At 35.1% G+C, this 21198-nt stretch carries 17 protein-coding genes and 1 pseudogene; 10 read left to right on the forward strand and 8 right to left on the reverse strand.

The features are described 5' to 3' along the window. Genes nusB through yidC form a run of 3 tightly spaced genes read right to left on the reverse strand, consistent with a single transcriptional unit; the run spans window position 1 to window position 2598 of the window. Window positions 1–483 carry a transcription antitermination factor NusB gene (nusB, locus tag ACICPZ_RS06105; RefSeq protein ID WP_007549265.1) on the reverse strand — a complete coding sequence of 161 codons (483 nt, stop codon included), beginning with the start codon at window positions 481–483 and terminating at the stop codon, window positions 1–3. Further along, window positions 483–911, reverse strand: coding sequence for a 6,7-dimethyl-8-ribityllumazine synthase (locus ACICPZ_RS06110; RefSeq protein WP_006279647.1), 429 nt, complete (start codon window positions 909–911; stop codon window positions 483–485). The genes nusB and ACICPZ_RS06110 overlap by 1 nt, the downstream gene beginning before the upstream one ends. Then, complete coding sequence (gene yidC, locus ACICPZ_RS06115; RefSeq protein ID WP_095742636.1) at window positions 889–2598, reverse strand: membrane protein insertase YidC; 1710 nt, start codon at window positions 2596–2598, stop codon at window positions 889–891. The genes ACICPZ_RS06110 and yidC overlap by 23 nt, the downstream gene beginning before the upstream one ends. A gap of 134 nt (window positions 2599–2732) precedes the next feature. Between yidC and ACICPZ_RS06120 the strand changes: the two genes are divergently transcribed. Next, entirely contained in the window at window positions 2733–3248 is a 516-nt protein-coding gene (locus tag ACICPZ_RS06120) for a TIGR02281 family clan AA aspartic protease (RefSeq protein ID WP_006279648.1), read from the forward strand. 6 nt (window positions 3249–3254) lie between these two features. On the opposite strand, the gene secF is transcribed toward ACICPZ_RS06120, so the two are convergent. The 3 genes from secF to ACICPZ_RS06135 all read right to left on the reverse strand — a co-directional run bounded on the left by secF (window position 3255) and on the right by ACICPZ_RS06135 (window position 6467). Continuing rightward, window positions 3255–4130 (reverse strand): protein translocase subunit SecF, encoded by an 876-nt coding sequence (gene secF, locus ACICPZ_RS06125; RefSeq protein ID WP_010082185.1) that lies wholly within the window; start codon window positions 4128–4130, stop codon window positions 3255–3257. A gap of 200 nt (window positions 4131–4330) precedes the next feature. Then, the gene (locus ACICPZ_RS06130; RefSeq protein WP_395462159.1) at window positions 4331–5479 is read right to left on the reverse strand and encodes a hypothetical protein; all 1149 of its coding nucleotides are present in this window, start codon (window positions 5477–5479) and stop codon (window positions 4331–4333) included. Between the two features lie 224 nt (window positions 5480–5703). After that, window positions 5704–6467, reverse strand: a protein-coding gene (locus ACICPZ_RS06135) for an IS5 family transposase (RefSeq protein ID WP_156518237.1) whose coding sequence is annotated in 2 segments (ribosomal slippage) — window positions 5704–6113 and window positions 6113–6467 — 765 coding nt in all. Because the reading frame shifts where the segments join, the coding sequence is not laid out codon by codon here. A gap of 16 nt (window positions 6468–6483) precedes the next feature. Here ACICPZ_RS06135 and ACICPZ_RS06140 point away from each other — a divergent pair. Then, a protein-coding gene (locus tag ACICPZ_RS06140; protein ID WP_264706329.1) for an IS5-like element ISWpi1 family transposase occupies window positions 6484–7340 on the forward strand; the annotation gives its coding sequence in 2 pieces (ribosomal slippage) (window positions 6484–6877 and window positions 6877–7340; 858 coding nt in all). A gap of 5 nt (window positions 7341–7345) precedes the next feature. On the opposite strand, the gene ACICPZ_RS06145 is transcribed toward ACICPZ_RS06140, so the two are convergent. Next, window positions 7346–8257, reverse strand: a complete 912-nt coding sequence (locus tag ACICPZ_RS06145) for a hypothetical protein (protein WP_264373850.1) — start codon at window positions 8255–8257, stop codon at window positions 7346–7348. A gap of 174 nt (window positions 8258–8431) precedes the next feature. Continuing rightward, window positions 8432–10456 carry a heme lyase CcmF/NrfE family subunit gene (locus tag ACICPZ_RS06150; protein WP_341810845.1) on the reverse strand — a complete coding sequence of 675 codons (2025 nt, stop codon included), beginning with the start codon at window positions 10454–10456 and terminating at the stop codon, window positions 8432–8434. A gap of 22 nt (window positions 10457–10478) precedes the next feature. Between ACICPZ_RS06150 and ACICPZ_RS06155 the strand changes: the two genes are divergently transcribed. From ACICPZ_RS06155 to clpB, 8 genes and pseudogenes are all read left to right on the forward strand, one after another. Beyond that, window positions 10479–10667 carry a hypothetical protein gene (locus ACICPZ_RS06155; protein ID WP_022626229.1) on the forward strand — a complete coding sequence of 63 codons (189 nt, stop codon included), beginning with the start codon at window positions 10479–10481 and terminating at the stop codon, window positions 10665–10667. A gap of 80 nt (window positions 10668–10747) precedes the next feature. Next, a complete protein-coding gene (locus tag ACICPZ_RS06160; RefSeq protein WP_264373852.1) occupies window positions 10748–11989 on the forward strand; it encodes a hypothetical protein in 1242 nt (413 codons plus the stop codon). 122 nt (window positions 11990–12111) lie between these two features. Continuing rightward, on the forward strand, window positions 12112–13437 hold the full coding sequence (locus ACICPZ_RS06165; RefSeq protein WP_022626228.1) for a dihydroorotase: 1326 nt from the start codon (window positions 12112–12114) through the stop codon (window positions 13435–13437). A gap of 198 nt (window positions 13438–13635) precedes the next feature. Further along, on the forward strand, window positions 13636–14820 hold the full coding sequence (locus ACICPZ_RS06170; protein ID WP_010082165.1) for a dicarboxylate/amino acid:cation symporter: 1185 nt from the start codon (window positions 13636–13638) through the stop codon (window positions 14818–14820). A gap of 3 nt (window positions 14821–14823) precedes the next feature. Further along, window positions 14824–15420: an orotate phosphoribosyltransferase gene (gene pyrE / locus ACICPZ_RS06175; protein WP_006279657.1), complete on the forward strand. Its 597-nt coding sequence runs from the start codon at window positions 14824–14826 to the stop codon at window positions 15418–15420. A gap of 105 nt (window positions 15421–15525) precedes the next feature. Further along, window positions 15526–17355, forward strand: a complete 1830-nt coding sequence (typA, locus tag ACICPZ_RS06180; protein ID WP_010962447.1) for a translational GTPase TypA — start codon at window positions 15526–15528, stop codon at window positions 17353–17355. A gap of 62 nt (window positions 17356–17417) precedes the next feature. Next, a pseudogene (locus ACICPZ_RS06185) lies at window positions 17418–17663 on the forward strand (PD-(D/E)XK nuclease family transposase); the annotation flags it as partial. A gap of 969 nt (window positions 17664–18632) precedes the next feature. Next, a complete protein-coding gene (gene clpB / locus ACICPZ_RS06190; protein WP_209473398.1) occupies window positions 18633–21194 on the forward strand; it encodes an ATP-dependent chaperone ClpB in 2562 nt (853 codons plus the stop codon). The last annotated feature ends 4 nt before the right edge of the window (window positions 21195–21198 follow it).

The raw sequence follows: 21198 nt of genomic DNA on the forward strand, positions 1-21198 counted from the left end.
CTAAGGATTTTTATTTAATTTAACTGCATCTTTTGCCTTATCCAATAACCCATTAATAAAACCAATTTCGCTTGGTTTATCAAGTAAATCAGATGCAATGTTAGTATATTCATTAATGACAACTGGAACTGGCGTATCACAATTAGCTAACTCACATATTGCAACACGCAAAATAGATAAGCTTATAAGATTTAACCGTGAAAGGGACCAACTTGGGTGTAAATAAGACTCTATTATTTTATCATATTCTTCACTGCTTTTTATAACCTTATATAACAAGTTTTCTAAGAACTGATGTTCAAATTCTTCACATTCAAATATATCTTTCAACTTATTTATGTAGTCCTTAAGCTCACAATTTTCCAGTTTAAAAGTGCTTTTGTTGTAACCTACGAAAATATTTGAATAAGCAATTTGTACAGCAAGAAATCTTGCCGTGCTTCTTTTTATGCGCCACTTTTTATCTACTGGTTTTTCCTCCATTATTTTAATTTATTGTGTAAATCTATCATACGCAAAACAGTTGAGGCTGCATGGCCACCAACGTTCTTTTTGTTTTTATCAGCTCTAACTAGTGCTTTATCTTTGCTGTCAGCGGTAATTACACCCATACCAAGGGGTATTGCATAATGCATAACAACCTCATTTAAGCCTTCAATTACTCCTTTACAAACATATTGATAATGATCGGTTTCACCGCGAATTACGCACCCAAGAGCTAAATAACCATCATAATTAGTATGCCCACTCTTGACTGCAAAAAGAATTGTAGCTGGTATCTCAAATGTACCAGGAACCTCAACTACATCGTAACTGGCATTACTGCCTTTTAATTTATCAATTGCACCTTCAAGCAAAAGGTTCGCTATTTCAGTATAATAAATCGAATTAACTATTAGTATTCTCGACATTTACTACCACTTTTTTTGTTAAAAACAACTTTATTAATGACTGTTGAATTAGAGTTATAATATTACTAAATATCCAATATATTACCAGGCCGGCAGGAAAAGAAGAAAAAATAAAGACAGAAATGTAAGGTAAAAACTTCATAACATTTACTTGAATATCATCTTTACTGGTTTGATCTTTCTCACTTAGCTTCTGCTGAATTATCATGGTGGCACCGAAAATTATAGGTAAAATGCCTATAGAAATAGGAAAGTTATAATTAAACAACCCAAATAATGTAAAGATGTTCGTTGGGTCAGGAGCTGAAAGATCCTTAATCCATAAAAAAAAAGGAGCATGCCTCATCTCTATAGTAACAAATAATACTTTATATAGAGCAAAAAATACCGGTATTTGTATTAGCATGGGAAAAATGCTCGACATTGGATTTACGTTGTTTCTCTTAAACAATGCAATTGTCTCTTTATGCTGCTTTAAGCTGTCATTTTTATACAACTCTTTTATACGAGTTAATTCAGGCTGCAGGCTTTTTACCTTAAACATCGAAATATATGATCTATTAAATAAGGAAAGCATCAAAAGTTTGATTACTAAAGTCAGCAATAATATTGCTAAGCCAAAATTTTTTAAAACGAAGTTAAAATATTCAAGCAGTAAAAACACTGGTTTAGTTATAAAGTAAAGAACACCAAAATCTACAGCTTTATCAAACAGGGGTATATTGAGAGTGTCCTTATAAGAATCCAGTAAATTCAACTTTTTTGCTCCAGCAAAAAAATAATTCACATTAGAAACGCTTGCACCAGGAAGTATGCTCTTGTAAGGTTTGACAAAATCTACTTGGAATTTATCAGTATTATTAACGTTTGTGTGTTTAATGCTTACATTTATTTTATCAGATTTTTCAGGTATGATGGCTGTGAGCCAGTATTTATCAGCAAAACCAAACCAATTTTTTTCACTCGTGCTTGCTTTTATTAAATGTTTTTTGGAAATATCCTTATATGTCCACTCCTCTAGTTTATTATCAAATGCACCCAGTACTCCTTCATGGGATATCCAATAAGATTCGTTGATATTGTCACGTTTACGGTTAATTTTACCATAAGGAACCAAAACTACATTATCCTTTGTATTATTTTCAACAACTTGCTCAACTTTAAACATGTAATTATCGTCGAGGTTAATTTTCATTCTAAATAAAATGCCATTCTCATTGTCCCAAGATAAATTGACCTCTTTTTGATTAAGTTTATCTGCTCGCCAGACTGCTTTAGAATCTGGAACTTTAATCTTGTTACTCGGATCGAGCCACCCAAATTCTGCAAAATATACATCTTTTGATTCTGCAGGTGACAGTAACACCACTTGTGGAGAAGAAGAACTCGGTTCTAAGTGGTAATTAGTTAAAATTAAGTCATCAAACCTTGCACCTTTCAGAGAAATTGATCCTTTAATCATGTTATTGGTTAAACTAACCCTCTGTTCTCGAGTAGAATTAATAATTTCAGAACGATTTTGGTATATTATAGGAGCAAGGTCGTTAAAAGATTCGATATGTTCAATATTTTCAATCAATGGCTGGTTTTGGTTTGTACTAAAAAAATTATCATAAATAATACGCCAAGACACCATGATTAACATGGAAAGGATAGCTGCCAAAATTAAACTTTTTGCTTCTGACATGAAATTAAATCAAACATATCTTCTTAAAGTGTATACTAAATATTGTACTAAAACAATGAAATTTACTTATTTTTAATAATAACTTTTAACGCTGATCTTTAAAATTTATTTTAATAGCTTCAAATTTTAACAATATGAACGCGGTGAAAAATCTAGTTATTTGGTTGCTAATAATAGCCACTACTGCAATGCTTATTGATTCACAAAGGGACAAACTAAGCGACAGATTTCTCAGTACTTTTTTACCATATAAAGGAAGAATTCAAAATAGCGGTCAGAATAGTGGAAGTATTGAATTTACGAAGTCATATGATGGACACTTTTATATTCAGGCTCAAGTCAATGATCGCAATATAACGTTTTTGCTTGATACTGGAGCAACCGATATTGTTCTATCACAAAAAGACGCATTACATGTTGGTATTAACTTACAAAATGTTCAGGATTTTAAAATATATGAAACTGCGAAAGGTCAAATAAAAGCTGGAGTGGTTCAAATACCTCAAGTTAAAATAGGAAATTTTTTGATTAATGATGTACAGGCAAGCGTTAACACTCATTCTATGTCTCATTCACTACTTGGAATGAGCTTTTTAAGGTATTTTCATTTCACTATAAGAGATAATAAGTTGATATTATACCGCGACTAAACACTTCTACAATCTACTTATCAAAGCTCTGTAGGTCAATATAGGAGCAGAAATAAATATTGCAGAACAAGTGCCAATCAAAATACCAAAAAAAATGATCAAGCTGAAGTCTCTCACTGCATCTGTGCAGATTAATACCAAAGGAAGAGCAGCAAGAAGGGTTGTACCAGAAGTTAATATAGTGCGAAATAATGTAGCGTTGATACTTGCATCTACTACCTCACTCATCCGCCCACTTTTACCACTCCTGCGATACTCTCGAATCCGATCATATATAATTACTGAGTTATTGATTGAATAACCAATGACAGTAAGGAGAGCTGCAACTGATGAAATATTAAACTCAATGCCAGTTAGGCTAATAAAACCAACAGTTAAAATCACGTCATGAATCAGTGCTGTTATTCCACTGAATCCACATTGCCAATTAAATCTAAACCAAACGTAAAAAAATATTCCAACAATCGCGATCAACATGGATAACATTCCTTCAAATATTTGTGTTGAGCTTATTTGTGGGCCAACATAGTCTATTTTACGATAGCTTATTGAGCTCCCCAGCTTTTCTTCTAGTATGCTTTTTATCTTTTTGATTTTATCTTCATCTCCTTCATCTTTAAAACGCATGACTAAATTATCACCCGCTTTTGAACTCTGCACTGTAAAACCATTTTCTTTTAATGCATCGAGAATAGAGTGATTCTCATCTGAAGATTTTATCTCTATCAAAATTCCGCCTGCAAAGTCTATGCCTAAGTTCACTCCACGCAGCACAACAGTGAATATTGAAAAGATGATAAGAATAATGCTAATTAATGCAGTCAAATCCCTATATTTACTAAACTTGATATCGAGGTTGTCTGGAATGAGTCTAAGTGCCATGCTATTTACTTAAACTTGAATTTTATATACTTTTCAAAAAATTCACTAGTTTATTCTGTGATTGTTTGATTATGTCAATTTTTCCATCAGTTAATTCTTGTCTGTCAATTAAGTTCTATCTAGCTTGCATACTACCATTTTGAAGTACATTACAAAAGCGAAATACTGCCAATTTGGCCCATCATTTTATCTCTGCAAGCTTATCCCCCCCTTGCTATGTTAGCAACGCAACCTAAGCTAGGTTCCTTCATAGCAGTGTTAGGTACACTGCCATATCTTTCAAAACTTTCATGCTCTATAGCTTCCTCAACACTTTTTCCTCCTAAAAGACAGTTTTCCCCTAAACTTTTTCCCCTATTTTTTAACTCATTAAGCCTTGCTCTGTTTTCCCCATCAATCTCCACTTTTATTTTATTGCTGCCTTTCTCACTAGGACTTAGATAAATACTTATCTCTCCTACCTCAGTAGTAAAAGACATTTCAATACCACCTTTTGAGACATCCATGTAATTTCTTTTTCCCCCTATTTCTTCTACATTTTCAACTCTTACTATACTTTCTCCAATTTTGAGTATGCCAACTCTTAAATTTAAGTCTTTGGCTTTTTCATTGTTTAGGATTTCTGCAACTTCAACAATACTATCTTGCGAGTACTCTATACAAAAATATCTATTATCCTTGTCTACTCCTAATACATTTTGAGTCTGCTTGCTTTTGTTTACAATACTTTCATATGCTAAACCTTTTAGCTTGCTTTCAATTTCCTTACATTTCTCAGAAAGACCATCATCAAATCCATTACAAGTAACTATCTGCTCAAACTCATTCCCATCGAAAAAATTATGGCGTTTTACTTTCCCACCTTCTAACAATAAATTACTAACAATGCTTTTGATAATGTCCTCTTCGGACACTTCATTTTTTTTGTTACAGTTTTGACCTTTACTTTCTTTGTTACAGTTTTTATCTTTACTTTGATAGGGAAAGTTATCAAATACAAAAGTGTTACTTCTGTTACTTATATGACTACCACTAGTAAGATCTTTTATTTCTTCAAATACTGTATTTGTTACAGTTTTGTTACAACAACTACATTTTAAATTTAACATTACTTCTTTTTCTAAGTATTTAGCTACTATGCACTTAATACTTTCTGGAGTATTTTTTATATCTTTTTGTTCATTTTGTTCTGTTATACCTCTCACCTCCCCACAGCATTTATCAATCAGATCCTGTTTACTTTGAGTTAACGACATTTTTAGTTTCATAAAAAGTGAGTCTTTTAGAAAAGGATTATCATCTTCTAGGTCCCGATCATTTTCTGAATCCAAATCATCTGTTAACTCCATTGAATCAAGATTACCTGAACTATAGTACGAACCCTTTTTTGAGTCCGAACTATCTTCTGAGTTCCCATCACTATCTGACCAATTGTCAACTTTCGGAAATTCTGAGCTTTTCTGTTCAGAGGTTGTCCGGAAACAAGTAAAAGGCTATAATATCTGAAATTTTAGTACGGGGTAAAGATGAGAAAAAAGTATCCAACAGATCTAAGAACCTGTCTTGAAAGGAGTTAAGCAGCTAATTTAGTAAGCATAGAAGTAATCATATTAAATAAGATATTGTTTTTTGAAGTAAGAGGAGAATGCTCGTAATCCTTGCTCATGCGTCTAAAATTGGAAAGCCAAGCAAAGGTTCGTTCTACAATCCAACGTTTAGGAATAACCTGAAATCCTGTATCAACCAATTTCTTGGTAATCGTTAGCAAACATCCAGTTTCCAACAAACATCGATTTTGTAATTTACCTTTGTATCCTTGATCAGCAAAAAACTTACGTAATGTTGGAGCTTTGCATTTAGCTTGAATAAAAAGATTGGTAGCACCATCACGATCCTGAATGCTTGCGCTGTGTACCTCTGCAGTAATTACAAGACCTAGTGTATCTACAATAATATGGCGTTTTCTACCCTTTATTTTTTTACCGGCATCATATCCTCTTGATCCCCTTTTTGAGTCGTTTTCACTGATTGACTGTCAATTATACCTACTGAAGGTGTTTCATTTTTACCAACCATTTTTCTTACCTCTTTTACTAGCATGTCATGTATTTTTTTCAATTTTCCATTATTACGCCACCTGATAAAATAGTCATACACCGTTTTCCATGGGGGAAAATCCTTTGGTAGCATTCTCCACTGGCAACCACCCCTCATTATATACCTTATTGCATTAATAATTGTTCTGATGTTATGTTTTCTTGGTCGTCCTATCGCTCCTTGTGCAACATAGGGCTCTAAAATTTCCCATTCCTTGTCACTTATATCACTTGGATACAATTTACCCTCCTATTTTTTGCTTACCTCATCATACTCTTTTCTTTATTCCCTTTCAAGACAGGTTCTAAGCGAAAGGGAATGGGCAAGAATAGAAAAACACTTCAGAGTATCATACAAGAAAGGAGGAAGGCCGCCAAAGTATAGCAAAAAAGAAATATTAGAAGCAATTTTCTATGTATTGCGTACAGGGTGTCAATGGCGGTATTTACCAAATGATTTTCCGCTATGGAAGACTGTGTATGAGCAGTTCAGGCAATGGAAGAAGCAGGGAATTTTTGAGAAAATGAATTATGAAATTACAAAATATAGTAGAAGAAAAATAGGAAGGAATGAGCAGCCGAGTGCCTGTATAGTAGATAGTCAATCTGTAAAGACTACAGAAAAGGGGGGATCAAAGGCTATGATGGAAGTAAAAAAGTAAAGGGTAGAAAAAGGCATATAATTACAGACACTCAGGGTTTTATACTAGGTTGTTACGTAGGCGCTGCTAACGAAAATGATAGAGATGGTATTAAAATAGCATTAAACAATATGAGAACAAAATATACTAAAGTTAAAAAAATGTGGGCTGACATGGGATACCAAGGAAGAAATTTAAAGAATCACATAAAGGAAGAATATGACATAGATATTGAAATTGTTAAAAGGCCTCCATGTAGATTTTGGGTGCACAAAGATACGCCACCTGAGCTACTACCAACAAGAGAACAAGGGTTTAAAGTACAGCCAAGAAGATGGGTTGTAGAAAGGACTTTTGCTTGGGTTAATAGGAATAGAAGGCTATCGAAGGAGTATGATTTACTCACAACATCCACTGAGAATTTCATATACCTAGCTATGAGTAGGGTTATGTTAAAGAGGGAATATGCTTGAATTTACTAGTTTCCGGACAACCTCTCACCTTCAAAAGTCTGATTACTACCACCAGCGCCCTTTGTCAAATTTTCTTTATTTTCACAAGAACCACCTAAAGAATAGCCTTGACCCTCTTCTTGATCTGAAGCACTTAATTTACTATAAGTTGCTTGACTATAACCATTGAAGTTATAACCTAAACCATTACTACCATGCTGTAAAGGATCGCTTTCAAAAGTTTGTGGATTATCACTTTCACCTAACAAACCACCATTTGTTGGATTACATACATTTTCTGTATATTTTTGATTATTTTGTGCTTCTATTTTCCTCTTCTTGTACAACGGTTCAAACTGATCAATTTCAATCGATCGTACTCGTTTCCTTGAAGGAAAGTCCTCTGGAATCTGATCCTCATCGTCAGAATTGTGACCTGAATCACAAATTACATGATCATTGAAGGTAGAATTATGCTCTTGACTAATCAAGGAAAGCTGAATTAGATTGCTAAAAACAATATTATCTAGCTGTACTGAATCAGTACTTTCAAAAATTTGTGGATTATTACTCACGTCTGGCAAATCACCTGATAAACCAGTCTGATGATTATTTTCACCTACCCAACCATCAGTTGGTGTTGGAATGCATATTCCTGTATATCTTTGGCTATCAAGAGAATCATTAGTTAATTGTACTGCTGTATAAGTTGTCCGGTCATCCTCATCATCGGAACTAATACCTGAATCATGGCCATCACCTTCTTCAATCTTTTGAGTTTCTATATCGTGTTCATTTATTTCGCTCGACGAATCATAGTTGGAAGGGTTATACTGTTGATTAGGACGTTTAAAAATTTGACGCCAATCGCTGTAAGGCTCCTTAAAATCGAAAGGAGTGCGTATAACTTTTTCCTTGCCTGATACCCCACCATTCATATTGTATAACCATTACTCACTAATCCCTTAGTGAATATCGTAATATATAGGTCTGTCAATAAAAAAATATAACTTTCTTTGGTTCTAACCTTTGCAAATCAGTATCTATAGCTCGGTAATTTCTCATACGTTGCACTCTGGACCTAGGAGCGTTGTTAATAAAATCCACGACAGCTAGACAATCCTTGCTCGTCCACTAAAAGGAAAAGCAGCAAGGAGCGAACCAAAAGCGATAAGAAAGGATCCAAGCCAGATTATAGACATTCCAGGTTTATAGTGCACTTTGGCTGCGATTTTGCTCTTACTCTTATCAATCTCTCCAATTACAACATAAATATCAGAAAGCAAATTGTGGTAGATACTGCTTTCAACATTTTTCTGACCTTCCGCAAGGTAAAATCTATATTCAGGAGTTACTTCACCTAATATCTTATTATTCAGCAAATTCCTGATATCCATTGTACCCCTCACTGCATGGAAATTTTTTTCTTTTATTAGCTCAATATTGCGTAAAGTAACTTTAAATTTATTGACTGTTATGCTATCCCCTATTTTTAAGTAATTTTCTTTTTTCTCCTGCCAACCAACTGAATAAGCTATACCAAGCACTAGAATTGCCACTCCAGCATGAGCAAGCATCATTGCATAGTAGGACTTAGAAACTCTTCTTGCTAATAAAATTGATTCACCAAATGCTACCTTAAATAAACGAATTCTTTTACTGTATGCTTCTAAAACAAAGATTAATAATGCTATGGAGATAGTAATTGATAGCACAATTATTAGCTCCATGTGAAAGATAAACGGCAAAATAGCTGCAGCACTGCAGAATGAAAATCTATATTCACGGAATATTGGCAATAGACTATTTCCCTGCCAACTGCAGTATTGCCCGATCATGGTGAGCACTAGAATAGCTAGTGCAATAGAGTTAAATAAAGAATTGTAATATGGTGCTCCAACTGAAATTAATTCACCGGTTAAATACTCAAGCACTGTAGGGTATAAAGTGCCAACGAACACGATGAAAAAGGCAGTGATGAATAATAAATTGTTCATCAGTATCATCGTAAAGCGTGAAAAGAATCTTCTACCCTCTGTCACTTGAGTAGCAAGTTTCTTTCTGGATTCCAGTGTCAAGCATTGGAATGACATCGCAGGCGTGTGATTTTTTCTCGTAAATACTACAAATATTACTAAGCTACTGACTGTAATTACACCAAGTAGAGCTAATATATATAGTCCATATCTTGGGTCATCTGCAAACGTGTGCACTGAGGTAAGTATTCCTGAGCGGACTAGAAATGTTCCAGTCACACTCAATATAAAAGTTGTAAGCGTAAGTAAAATAGCAAAGTTCCTTAAAACATTGAAATTCCGTACCACGAGCAACAAATGTGTCAGCGCTACTGCAATTAGCCACGGCATCAAAGAAACGTTTTCCACTGGATCCCAAAACCAAAATCCACCCCACCCAAGTTCGCGATATGCCCACCAGCTACCCAAGCTGATGCCCAAAGTGAGCAGCGACCAAGAAATAAGTACCCAAGGCCTGACAATTTTAGCCCAAACATTTCCTTCAGTATTTAAAATTAATCCAGCTATAGAGAGCGAAAAAGGAACGCTAAATCCAAGGTACCCCAAATATAATATCGGTGGATGAATAGCAAGGCCTATATCCTGCAATATCGGATTAAAACCCAATCCATCTGTTTCAATGCCTGGCATTTTAGTGAAGGGGCTGGATTCAATTAAAGTGAACAGCAAAAAACAAAAGCAAATCAGCCCATGAGTGATAAGAGATATTTTTTTTAATTTACTACCATTAGTTCGTTCTGGTGTCATTCCAGTGCTTGACACTGGAATCCAGTTTTTATTACACTGCCATTTGATGTACTCATTTGCAATTAAATTGTCTGGATCCCAGTGTCTGGGCACTGGGATGACAGAAGAAGAGACTGGGATGACAGAAGAAGAGACTGGGATGACAGAGGGGGAAACTGGGATGACAGAAGGTATATAAATATCCATTAGTAATAAATACATGACAAGCACTAAGGTCCAAAGCAACATGGACCCTTCTTTGTTTCCCCAAACACCACAAATCTTGTAGATCAAAGGTTTTGTTGTGTGTGAGTGGTAGTATACGTTTTCAAGTGAAAAATCATTTGTAATGTGGCAGTAGATCAAAATAGCCATTGACGCTGATACACAAAAAAATATGGCAGTGGTAATAAACCGACAAGAACTAAGCGGTAAAAACAAATATGTCAAAGACAATAAGCAGGCTAGCAATAGCAATATATTCCCAAGTTCAGGCATAAAAAATTATAGTTTTTATATAAACAATATTACTGATGACAAGTTAGAAGTTAAAGTGTTAATTGATGCTAGCATAATGCTCCCGTAGTTAGCTGTGCTAGTATTAATTAAAAATTAAATATTAAATCTTTATACTTTTATAGATAGCGTTAATATTGAGGTAACATTGTGGGTACAACTAAGATTAGTAAATTTCCATTCAATATAAAAGGTAAAGTGGCAAAACAACATGCCGAACCAATAATCGAAAAAAATCTCTATACTATTTTAGGATTCAAAGATATAGAAGATTTTGAAAATAAGACAAGTAAACTTGTTAATAAAAAAGTTTGGCAATCATTTGTTGACTGCTTTGTAAAAGAAATAGATTATGCAGCAACCGAAGAAGTTGTAAAAAACATCGTTTGTAACATTGCAAAGAGTGATCAAGGTAATGCTTTTACCAAAACTGAACATCTCATATTAAATGAAAAGCAAGATAATAAAAAGAGAGAAAAAGCGATTAGAAAAGCTATTAGTATTTTGAGAAAAATCAATCCAGAAAAAGCCTTTAATGAACTTTCAGTAATAAAAAAACAAGCTGAAGATTTTTTACAAACCGATTTTTGTAAAGCACAGAGTAAATCACTTCAAGGATTTGCTCCCTCTGGTGGACAGCTCTTTGCGGAAACTCTGAAATATATAGAAACACTAGAAAGATTATCCGAAGTAAAAAAAGAAGGGCTAGTTAGAGATTTCTTGTTAAATCATGTTAGTTTATTGAATAAAAAGTATCCTAAATCACAAGGTAAAAGGGAAGATGCTATAACAATACTATCAAGTGATGAGTTGAAGAATTTTTACAATAAAGGTGTAAAAGAAGGAATGTTACAACCAATGGCATCTTACAAAGGATGCAGAAACCTGTATGACAAAATGAACCAGATAAAAAATGAATCCAAAAGTATAATTAAAAGAGAAGAACGGGAAGAAAATTTAAAGAAAATAGATAAGTCGATAATCAGCGCAATTAATGACATAAAAAAACATAGAGAAGCAATCCTTAACTGTAAAGACTTTCAAAATTCTTACATAAAAGAGAAAAAAGAACATCCATTTAGAGGCAACGCATGTCAAAAAATGATTGATATATATCAAGAGAGAATTGTTGGATATCAGGAGAAAATTCGTCAAAACTTAAACCAAATAAAAGCGATATTAAAAAGTGCGCCGCAAGAAATGGATGATGTGGAAGAATTCGAGGAAATAATTGATGATATACATGAAGCAAAGCAGTGTGATGAAATTTTTGATTCAGCTTTAATTTGTTTATCGAACATACAGAATGAGCTAGATATTCAGCTGGAAAATCCTTCAACAGAACTCAGAGCTTCACACATTAACGTTAAAACTGAGCTAACTAGGTTATAAGAACCAAATCTTTAGGATAATGAAAGCACTTTAATTCAAGACAGCTCTTAGTCTGTGTTTTAATTTGGTTGTGTTTTATTAAAAAAACTTTAGATTTATTTTATAATCGATACTCAAATATAATGACTCAAACTTGGGATTTGTTGCAAACAGGGCAAAAGGAAGGCTATAAAATTGCGTATACTAATGCTCGTATTATCGACCCGGAAACTAAACTTGATATAAAAGGTTCATTATTGACTGAAGGGGATAAAATTGTTGACTTTGGTGAATCATTATTTTCAACAAGTGGAGTTGATGAAACAATAGACTGTAAAGGGCTTGTTCTAATGCCAGGCCTTATTGACATTCACGTACATTTTCGTGAACCAGGCCAGGAACATAAAGAAACTATATATACAGGCAGCAAATCTGCAGCTGCGGGGGGAGTTACAACTGTAGTTTGTCAGCCAAACACTGTTCCAGCAATTGATAGCGTTATTTTGGCTAAATATTTGAAATATAGAGCACTTGAAACTTCACATGTAAACGTTGAATTTTACGCTAAAATCACCACTTCGGAAGAACACCTGACTGAAATGGCACTTTTAAAGGAAGCAGGTGCGGTTGGGTTCACCGATGATGGCATGCCAGTTATGAACCCAATGATTATGAGACAGGCGCTGCTTTATTCAAGTATGCTGAATGTTCCTATTGCTCAACATGCAGAAGATTTAAATTTATCTGCTGGTGGCGCAATCAACGAAGGTAAAATTTCTGAAGAATTGGGAGTAAAGGGGATCTTGAGTGCGTCAGAATCGGTTATGGTAAATCGTGATATACTGCTAATGAAGGATATGGAAAATGTGCACTACCATATTCTACATGTCTCTTCAAAAGATTCACTTGATGCTATTAAACGTGCAAAAGATTTGGGATTAAATGTTACGTGCGAAGTAACCCCTCATCACTTCACTTTGACTGAAGATATAGTAAAACAACATGGAGCAATTGCAAAAATGAATCCGCCGCTTCGCACTGAAGAAGATCGTTTAGCTATGGTTGAAGGTTTAAAGACAGGTGTGATTGATTGCATTGCAACTGATCACGCTCCGCATGATCGTAGTTCTAAAGATCTACCACTTGAAAATGCTGCATTTGGTATTGTTGGTCTTGAAACAATGCTGCCCCTTTCACTTGAACTCTATCACAGTGGGCAAATGGGTCTACTTGATGTGCTTGCAAAATTGACATATAAGCCTGCAGATATAATACACATACCACGTGGTCGTATACAAAAAAACCTTGCTGCAGACTTAATTTTAGTTGACCTCAATCATGAATGGGAAATTAAAACTGACAACTTTGCTAGTAAATCAAAGAATTCTCCTTTCGATGGTCGCAAAGTAAAAGGACACGTAGTACGTACTGTTGTGTCCGGCAAAACTATATACTCGCAGAAGAGTTAGTTATCATATCTTATCTATTCCAATTTGTTATCACCAGAATGGGCTAAGTGCACCTAAATTTAAATTAAGAAATCTTACACTGTCTCCGAATAAACACATCCTCTTATCTTTCCCTAATCTGTAAAGTTATTTTGTCTATCAATCTGATTCCAAAACAGCAAAATTATTGTATAATGTTACTTTGAAGTTTTATTTTCAATGCACAAGTTTGCAATACTTTTTTCTATACTGCTTGCAATAGTTGCTTACTACCTAAACAATGAAATCATATTTGAAATAGCAAAGCTATTTAGTGATATCTTTATCAGCTTGCTCAAATTAATAAGCTTACCTCTGGTTTTTTTATCCATAGTTTCCACAATTTCCGGGCTCAAAGACTCAATTGAAATCAAAGTCTTAGTTAAGAAAACACTATTTTATACTCTGCTTACAACTATTATAGCTGCGTTTGTTGCATTATCGTTTTATTTGTTAATAGATCCAGCAAGAAAAAATTTCATAAGTAATACAATAGGGAGTATTAACAGCAATAACCACAGTTATTTTTCATATTTAAAATCACTCATTCCTTCTAATTTTGTGCAAGTTTTTCTTGAAAATAATATGATTGGTAGCATATTAATCGCTTTTTTGATGGGTGGAGCTATTGTTTCACTTTCAAAAGAAAAGCAGGATATATTATATCAAGTATTCTCTGCACTTTTTGATACGCTACTTAAAATTGCTCAAGGGTTATTAAAATTTATTCCGCTTGCTGTTTGGTCTTTTATTACATGTTTTTTGCATGAATTAAAAGGCGGTAGTGAGTTCTACAATCTTTTATGGTATTTTGTTTGCATAATGTCTGCAAATTTTGTGCAGGCATTTCTGATTTTACCGCTATTTATGTGGTATAAAGGCATATCACCAATTCAAACGCTGAAAGGGGTTATGCCAGCACTCACACTTGCGTTTTTTTCTAAATCATCCAGTGCAACATTGCCAACAACTATAGAATGTGTGCAGAACAAGCTAAAGGTGCCAAAGAAATTATCGTCTTTTATTTTACCAATATGCACAACAATTAACATGAATGCATGTGCTGCATTTATACTAATCACTGTAATGTTTGTTGCAGAAATGAACGGATACGTATTTTCCTTAAGCGAAATGTTGATATGGATTTTTTTAGCTACAGGGGCTGCAATTGGTAACGCTGGAGTGCCGATGGGGTGCTATTTTATGGCAACCAGTTATCTCATGTCGATGAATGTTCCTCTGCATATTATGGGACTGATTTTGCCTATTTATACAATCATCGATATGTTTGAAACTGCAATAAATGTGTGGTCTGATGTTTGTATCACTCAGATAATTAATAAAGAATGTAATAGTGAAACTTAAAAAATGATATTAGACGAAAATAACCTAATAATAAAAGAATTTAAAGAAGCAGAAGCAATTTTGCATGGGCATTTTGTTTTATCATCCGGGCTGCATAGTGACACATACATACAGTGTGCGAAGATTTTTGAAAATCCAAGCAGAGCCATGAAAGTTTGCGCATTATTAGCAGATAAAATAAAAAAAGAATTAAATAGCTCCATAGATTTAATATTATCTCCTGCAATTGGTGGAATAATTGTGGGTTATGAGATTGGCAGGCAGCTTGGAATAAAGACAATGTTTTGCGAGCGCGTTAATGGTAAGTTTGAATTACGCCGTGGATTTAAGATCAAAAAGGGTGAGAAAATATTGCTCATTGAAGATGTAATAACCACAGGTAAATCTTCACTTGAAGCAGTGGAATGTGCAGAAGGGGAAGGAGGTAAAGTTGTTGCTGAAGCTTCTTTGATAAAGAGAAATAGTGAAACGAAACTGCCTTTTCCTGTCATATCTTTGATTGAACTGAACATCAAAAACTACAGCGAGGAAGAACTTCCAAGTGAATTAAAACAACTACCCATAACAAAACCTGGGAGTAGGGAATATTTAACAAAGTAATCCTATAATATCTTGGAAACACAGCATTTATACACAGCTTTAGTTATTTACTCCAAGTGTATTTTATGTATACTTATTACTAAATTAATTTTGAAATGATAGAAAATGAACGAATTTAAATCGATCCGAAATATAGCAATAATCGCACACGTTGACCACGGTAAAACTACTTTACTTGATAACATGTTAAAACAAAGTGGCACATTCCGCGAGAATCAAGAAGTTCAAGAACGAGTGATGGATAGTGGTGATCAAGAGCGTGAACGCGGAATTACAATACTTGCAAAATGTACATCAATAATGTGGGGCGATGAAAAGATCAATATTATTGACACGCCAGGGCACGCGGACTTTGGTGGGGAAGTGGAAAGGGTATTGTGCATGGCAGATGGTGTGTTGCTGCTGGTTGACGCTGCAGAAGGTCCCATGCCACAAACAAAATTTGTGCTCTCAAAAGCACTAAAAGCAAATTTGAAGCCAATTGTGATAATCAATAAGGTCGACCGACCAGATAGCAGAATTGATGAAGTATTAAATGAAATATATGAGTTATTTTTTAACCTTGATGCAACCAACGAGCAGCTAGATTTTCCAGTGTTGTATGCTTCAGGTAGAAATGGCTGGTGTGCTAAGGAGCTTTCTGATGAAAGAAAAGATTTAAGCCCATTATTTTCAACGGTTATAGATTATATAAAACCTTCTGTTTATAATCAAAATGCACCTTTTGCTATGTTGGTCACTCTACTTGAGTCTGATAAGTTTCTTGGCAGAATATTGACAGGAAAGGTTTATCAGGGCATTGCAAAAGTCAATTCAGATCTTAAGGTGCTTGACCTCGATGGCAAAGTAATTGAACGAGGAAGATTAACTAAGTTGCTCTCATTTTCTGGCTTGAAACGCATTCCAGTAGAACAAGCTGTGGCGGGAGACATAATTGCAATTGCAGGACTTGAGGAAGCTTCGGTTTCAGATACTATAGCAGCACCAGAAGTTACAACTGCAGTAAGCTCAACTCCAGTTGATCCGCCAACAATGGCGATTACTCTGAGCGTTAATGATTCACCTTTTGCTGGGCAAGAAGGTACAAAGCTTACTTCAACTGCTATAAAGGATCGTTTATATGCGGAAGCAGAAACAAATGTTGCAATTACTGTGACTTTGGCACCAAGCGGTGAAGCATTTGAAGTAGGTGGGCGTGGTGAGTTACAGCTTGGAGTGTTAATTGAAAATATGAGGAGAGAAGGTTTTGAGCTTTCGGTATCACGCCCTCGCGTGTTATTTAAAGAAGAAGGCGGTAAAAAACTTGAACCTATAGAGGAAGTAGTAATTGATGTAGATGATGAATATAGTGGAATCATCATGGAAAAACTCAGCTTCCGTAAAGGTGAAGTAACTGACATGAGACCTTCTGGTAATGGCAGGACAAGATTAACGTTTTTAGTGCCATCAAGAGGATTAATCGGTTATCAAGGAGAGTTTTTAACTGATTCTCGTGGCACAGGCATAATTAACCGTTTATTTCACAGTTATGCTCCACATAGAGGTCCAATTTCTGGAAGGCGCAATGGAGTTTTAATTTCTACAGATAAGGGTGAGGCTGTGGCATATGCAATTTTCAATTTGCAAGACAGGGGAATTATGTTTATTAAGCCACAGGATAAGGTATATTGTGGCATGGTTGTCGGCCAGCATAGCCGTGACAATGATTTGGAGATAAATGTGTTAAAGGGTAAGCAATTAACAAACGTAAGAGCTTCAGGTAGTGATGAAGCTATAAAGCTCACTCCACCAAAGATAATGACACTGGAGGATATGATAGCGTATATAGATGATGATGAATTGGTGGAAGTAACTCCAAAATCTATACGTTTACGCAAGAAATTCCTTGATCCAAATGAACGTAAGCGTGCAGGAAGGGCAAAGAATAAGGAGTAATCAGAGGTTGAACATTTGCGAAAAATAGTGTATAATTATTCGTCTCCTAATTGTATTTAATTATGGCCTTTTCGAAATTTCTCGATCCAAAAAACAATTTCGCGTTCAAGAGAATATTTGGCACTGAGAAAAATAAAGATATTCTCATTCACTTTCTCAATGATATATTGGGCTTCGCTGGCAAAGATGAAATAGAAGAAATAGAATTTCTCAGCACTATCATGGATGCTGAGATTGCCTCTAAAAAACAAAGTATTGTTGATGTTTTCTGTACTGATTCTGCTGGAACCCAGCTAATTATTGAAATGGTGCGACCTGAAAGTCTTCGGTCATATTGTTTAAAAGGAGAGGAATTCCTTCAGAAAGAAACTAAAAGAGTTCTAAAACTTATTAAACCAGATGTTTTGCCATCTGAGTCTATGCATCAGTGCGAATCGGGTAACCGGTTGGTGCCAAGCGATGCGGACAATGAACCTCCTCTTGAAAAAGAAGATGCTCAATCGTGAAAGGAGCATAAACTACAAGCATCATGTGGTTGGAGAGCTAGGCTTAGTGGTATGGTGAACGTAAGTGAAGCTTCATAAGTATCGTAACGATTAAAGAGCTAAAGATGCTGATAAGCTCCGACCAAAAGGTAATGTGACATTTTTCATTTCTGGATGTACGCAAATCACCGGTATAGAGAAGTCACCTAACCCACTGTTGTATGACAGAAGGAACAGGGTAAGCCTGTATTTCCACCTATATGGCAAGCAAACCGCAAGGAACGCTGATGAAAATGCAGGTAAAGGATAATGGAGAAAGCGAATGCCATTTTGTAACGAAATGTATAGAATTTGTAACATTAATTCGCGTGAAAACGAGCAGATTTCCATTTGGTCCCTCGTGACAAGAAACTTTGTTAACCACTTGAGGTAGAGAAGCAGATGACCTTACCCACAGAAATGATGAAGAAATTAGGAATATTTTTTACAAAAAGGACAATACTAACAAAAGAACTTTATTCTATTTAAAATATAAAGTTACAATAAATTTTCCTGTCATCTCCAAATAAATTACATTAACTTAGTATTGTATATTGTTAATAACTTAAATAATACAACCATTTTCAGCAACAAAAACCAAAGGTCTTGAGATACAAGATATTTGTATGGTTACTATGATAGTTCCTTTTTTAAGAAAGTTTTAAATTTCATACCTAACAATAAACAACTTTAGGTTTAAATTTATGAAATCAGTTGTTATATACATCAGCAAATACGAATTTAACTGGTGTTATGGACTTAAATAAATTTACCGAAAAAGCAAAAAGTCTAATTCAAAGTGCTCAAATGAAAGCGTTGGGAGCTGGGCATCAGATTTTTATGCCTGAGCATTTACTAAAAGTGATGCTTGAAGATGAATCAGGTTTAGTTCAGGATTTGATAAACGCTTGTGGTGGAAGTGTGCAAAGTATTTCTGATGCTGTGGATAGCGCAATAAAAAAGTTGCCAGTAATTGAAGGTCCAGGAAGTGGTGGCCTTCAACTTTCAAGAGAAATAGCAAAAGTTTTTGAAGATTCAATTGGTATTGCAAAGAGAAATAAAGATTCATTTGTTGCTGTCGAGCGTTTACTGCAGGGCCTCACTGCACAAAAAGATGATACTGTAGGCAAAATTCTGGCAGAGAATGGTGTGACTCCACAAAAACTGAACTCAGTTGTTGCAGAAATGAGAAAGGGCAGCAGTGCGGACTCGCCAAACAGTGAGGAAAAATTAAACGCGGCAAAGAAATATACAAAAGATGTTACAGAGCTTGCTATGCAAGGAAAGCTTGATCCTGTAATTGGTCGTGATGAAGAGATCAGAAGAACTATGCAGGTATCACTGAGGCGGACAAAAAATAATCCAGTGCTGATCGGTGAACCTGGTGTTGGAAAAACTGCAATAGTTGAGGGGCTTGCAAATAGAATTGTTGCAAACGATGTACCACTTGGTTTGCATGATGCAAAGGTCTTAGCTTTGGATCTTGGTGCATTAATCGCTGGAACAAAGTTTAGAGGAGAATTTGAAGAAAGGTTAAAAGCAGTTATTAATGAGCTTTCGAAAGCGGAGGGAAAAGTTATCTTGTTTATAGATGAGCTTCATACTTTAGTTGGAGCAGGAGCAACAAGTGGTGCAATGGATGCCTCGAATCTGCTGAAGCCTGCTCTTGCGCGTGGAGAAATTCGCTGTATAGGAGCCACAACTTTAGATGAATATCGTCAGCATATAGAAAAAGATCCTGCGCTTGCAAGGCGTTTCCAGCCTGTGTTTATTTCTCAACCAACTGAAACTGATACCATTTCAATACTCAGGGGTTTGAAGGAAAGATATGAGGTGCATCATGGTATAAGAATTACAGACGGTGCAATAATTGCTGCTGCAACGTTGTCCAATAGATATATAACAGATAGGTTTTTACCTGATAAAGCAATTGATTTGATTGATGAAGCAGCAAGTAGGGTGAGAATTGAAATGGATAGCAAGCCTGAAGTTATTGATGAACTTGAGAGAAAGGTTATACAGCTAAAGATTGAAGCAGAGGCTTTAAAAAAAGAAAGTGATGAAAATTCTAAACAGCGTTTAAAAAAGATAAATGAGAAGGTTGAAAACCTAAATAGCAAATTTGCTGACTTGAACAGCAAATGGCAGATGGAAAAGAATAAAATAGCTAGAATACAAGAAACAGCCGAAAAATTAGATAACGCTAGAAAAGAGCTGGAATTGGCTCAGCGGAGTGGAAATTTAGGAAAAGCAGGAGAGCTGATGTATGGTGTGATCCCTCAGCTTGAGAATGAATTAAAAAATCAGGAAAAGGTTACTGATAGTTTCTTAAAGAAAGAAGTGACTGGAGATGATATTGCAAACATTGTTTCAAAGTGGACAGGAATTCCAGTTGATAACATGATGCACAGTGAAAAGGAAAAACTTCTTAACATGGAGAATGAAATAGGAAGAAGAGTAATAGGGCAGAAAGATGCAATAGAAGCGATAAGTAATGCAGTTAGGCGCTCCCGCTCTGGGGTGCAAGATACTAATCGACCTTTTGGTTCATTCTTATTCTTAGGCCCAACCGGGGTTGGTAAAACCGAACTTGCGAAAGCCTTAGCTGAATTTCTGTTTGACGATCAATCAGCGCTTCTGCGTTTTGATATGTCAGAATATATGGAAAAACATTCTGTTTCAAAGCTAATTGGCGCGCCTCCAGGGTATGTTGGCTATGAACAAGGTGGCAGATTAACTGAAGCGGTAAGAAGAAGGCCATATCAGGTTATTCTGTTTGATGAAATCGAGAAAGCAAATCCAGATATATTTAATCTATTGCTGCAAATCTTGGATGAGGGTAGACTCACTGATAGTCATGGTAAATTAATTGATTTTCGCAACACCATACTGATTTTAACTTCTAACCTTGGCGCTGAGATAATGCTAAAAGGGAATGTTGATTCTGTAAGAAATGAAGTGATGCAAATAGTTAAATCAGCATTTCGTCCAGAATTTTTAAACAGGCTGGATGAAATTATTATATTCCACAGTTTAACCAGAGATGACATCTATAAAATTATAGATGTTCAATTTTCTTATTTACAAAAAACACTTGCTAAGCGTAAACTGAGTATAAGTTTGTTGCAGGAAGCTAAAGAACTAATAGCACAAACTGGCTATGACCCTGAATATGGAGCAAGGCCCTTAAAAAGGGTTATACAAGAGTGTATTCAAAATAATTTAGCTAAATTAGTTTTATCAGGGGAAGTAGTAGAAAATGATGAGCTAATAGTGTACGCTCTTGATAATGAAATCTTAGTTAAAAAGGTTTAAGTTC

It is taken from the genome of Wolbachia endosymbiont (group A) of Melitta haemorrhoidalis, assembly GCF_964273365.1.
Taxonomy (GTDB): Bacteria; Pseudomonadota; Alphaproteobacteria; order Rickettsiales; family Anaplasmataceae; genus Wolbachia; species Wolbachia pipientis.

What these genes read in the sequence shown, in the direction of transcription:
- nusB (WP_007549265.1), bottom strand. Translation starts at nt 483, where the DNA reads ATGGAGGAAAAACCAGTAGATAAAAAGTGGCGCATAAAAAGAAGCACG.
- ACICPZ_RS06110 (WP_006279647.1), bottom strand. Translation starts at nt 911, where the DNA reads ATGTCGAGAATACTAATAGTTAATTCGATTTATTATACTGAAATAGCG.
- yidC (WP_095742636.1), bottom strand. Translation starts at nt 2,598, where the DNA reads ATGTCAGAAGCAAAAAGTTTAATTTTGGCAGCTATCCTTTCCATGTTA.
- ACICPZ_RS06120 (WP_006279648.1), top strand. Translation starts at nt 2,733, where the DNA reads ATGAACGCGGTGAAAAATCTAGTTATTTGGTTGCTAATAATAGCCACT.
- secF (WP_010082185.1), bottom strand. Translation starts at nt 4,130, where the DNA reads ATGGCACTTAGACTCATTCCAGACAACCTCGATATCAAGTTTAGTAAA.
- ACICPZ_RS06130 (WP_395462159.1), bottom strand. Translation starts at nt 5,479, where the DNA reads ATGGAGTTAACAGATGATTTGGATTCAGAAAATGATCGGGACCTAGAA.
- ACICPZ_RS06145 (WP_264373850.1), bottom strand. Translation starts at nt 8,257, where the DNA reads ATGAATGGTGGGGTATCAGGCAAGGAAAAAGTTATACGCACTCCTTTC.
- ACICPZ_RS06150 (WP_341810845.1), bottom strand. Translation starts at nt 10,456, where the DNA reads ATGGCTATTTTGATCTACTGCCACATTACAAATGATTTTTCACTTGAA.
- ACICPZ_RS06155 (WP_022626229.1), top strand. Translation starts at nt 10,479, where the DNA reads ATGGCAGTGGTAATAAACCGACAAGAACTAAGCGGTAAAAACAAATAT.
- ACICPZ_RS06165 (WP_022626228.1), top strand. Translation starts at nt 12,112, where the DNA reads ATGACTCAAACTTGGGATTTGTTGCAAACAGGGCAAAAGGAAGGCTAT.
- ACICPZ_RS06170 (WP_010082165.1), top strand. Translation starts at nt 13,636, where the DNA reads ATGCACAAGTTTGCAATACTTTTTTCTATACTGCTTGCAATAGTTGCT.
- pyrE (WP_006279657.1), top strand. Translation starts at nt 14,824, where the DNA reads ATGATATTAGACGAAAATAACCTAATAATAAAAGAATTTAAAGAAGCA.
- typA (WP_010962447.1), top strand. Translation starts at nt 15,526, where the DNA reads ATGAACGAATTTAAATCGATCCGAAATATAGCAATAATCGCACACGTT.
- clpB (WP_209473398.1), top strand. Translation starts at nt 18,633, where the DNA reads ATGGACTTAAATAAATTTACCGAAAAAGCAAAAAGTCTAATTCAAAGT.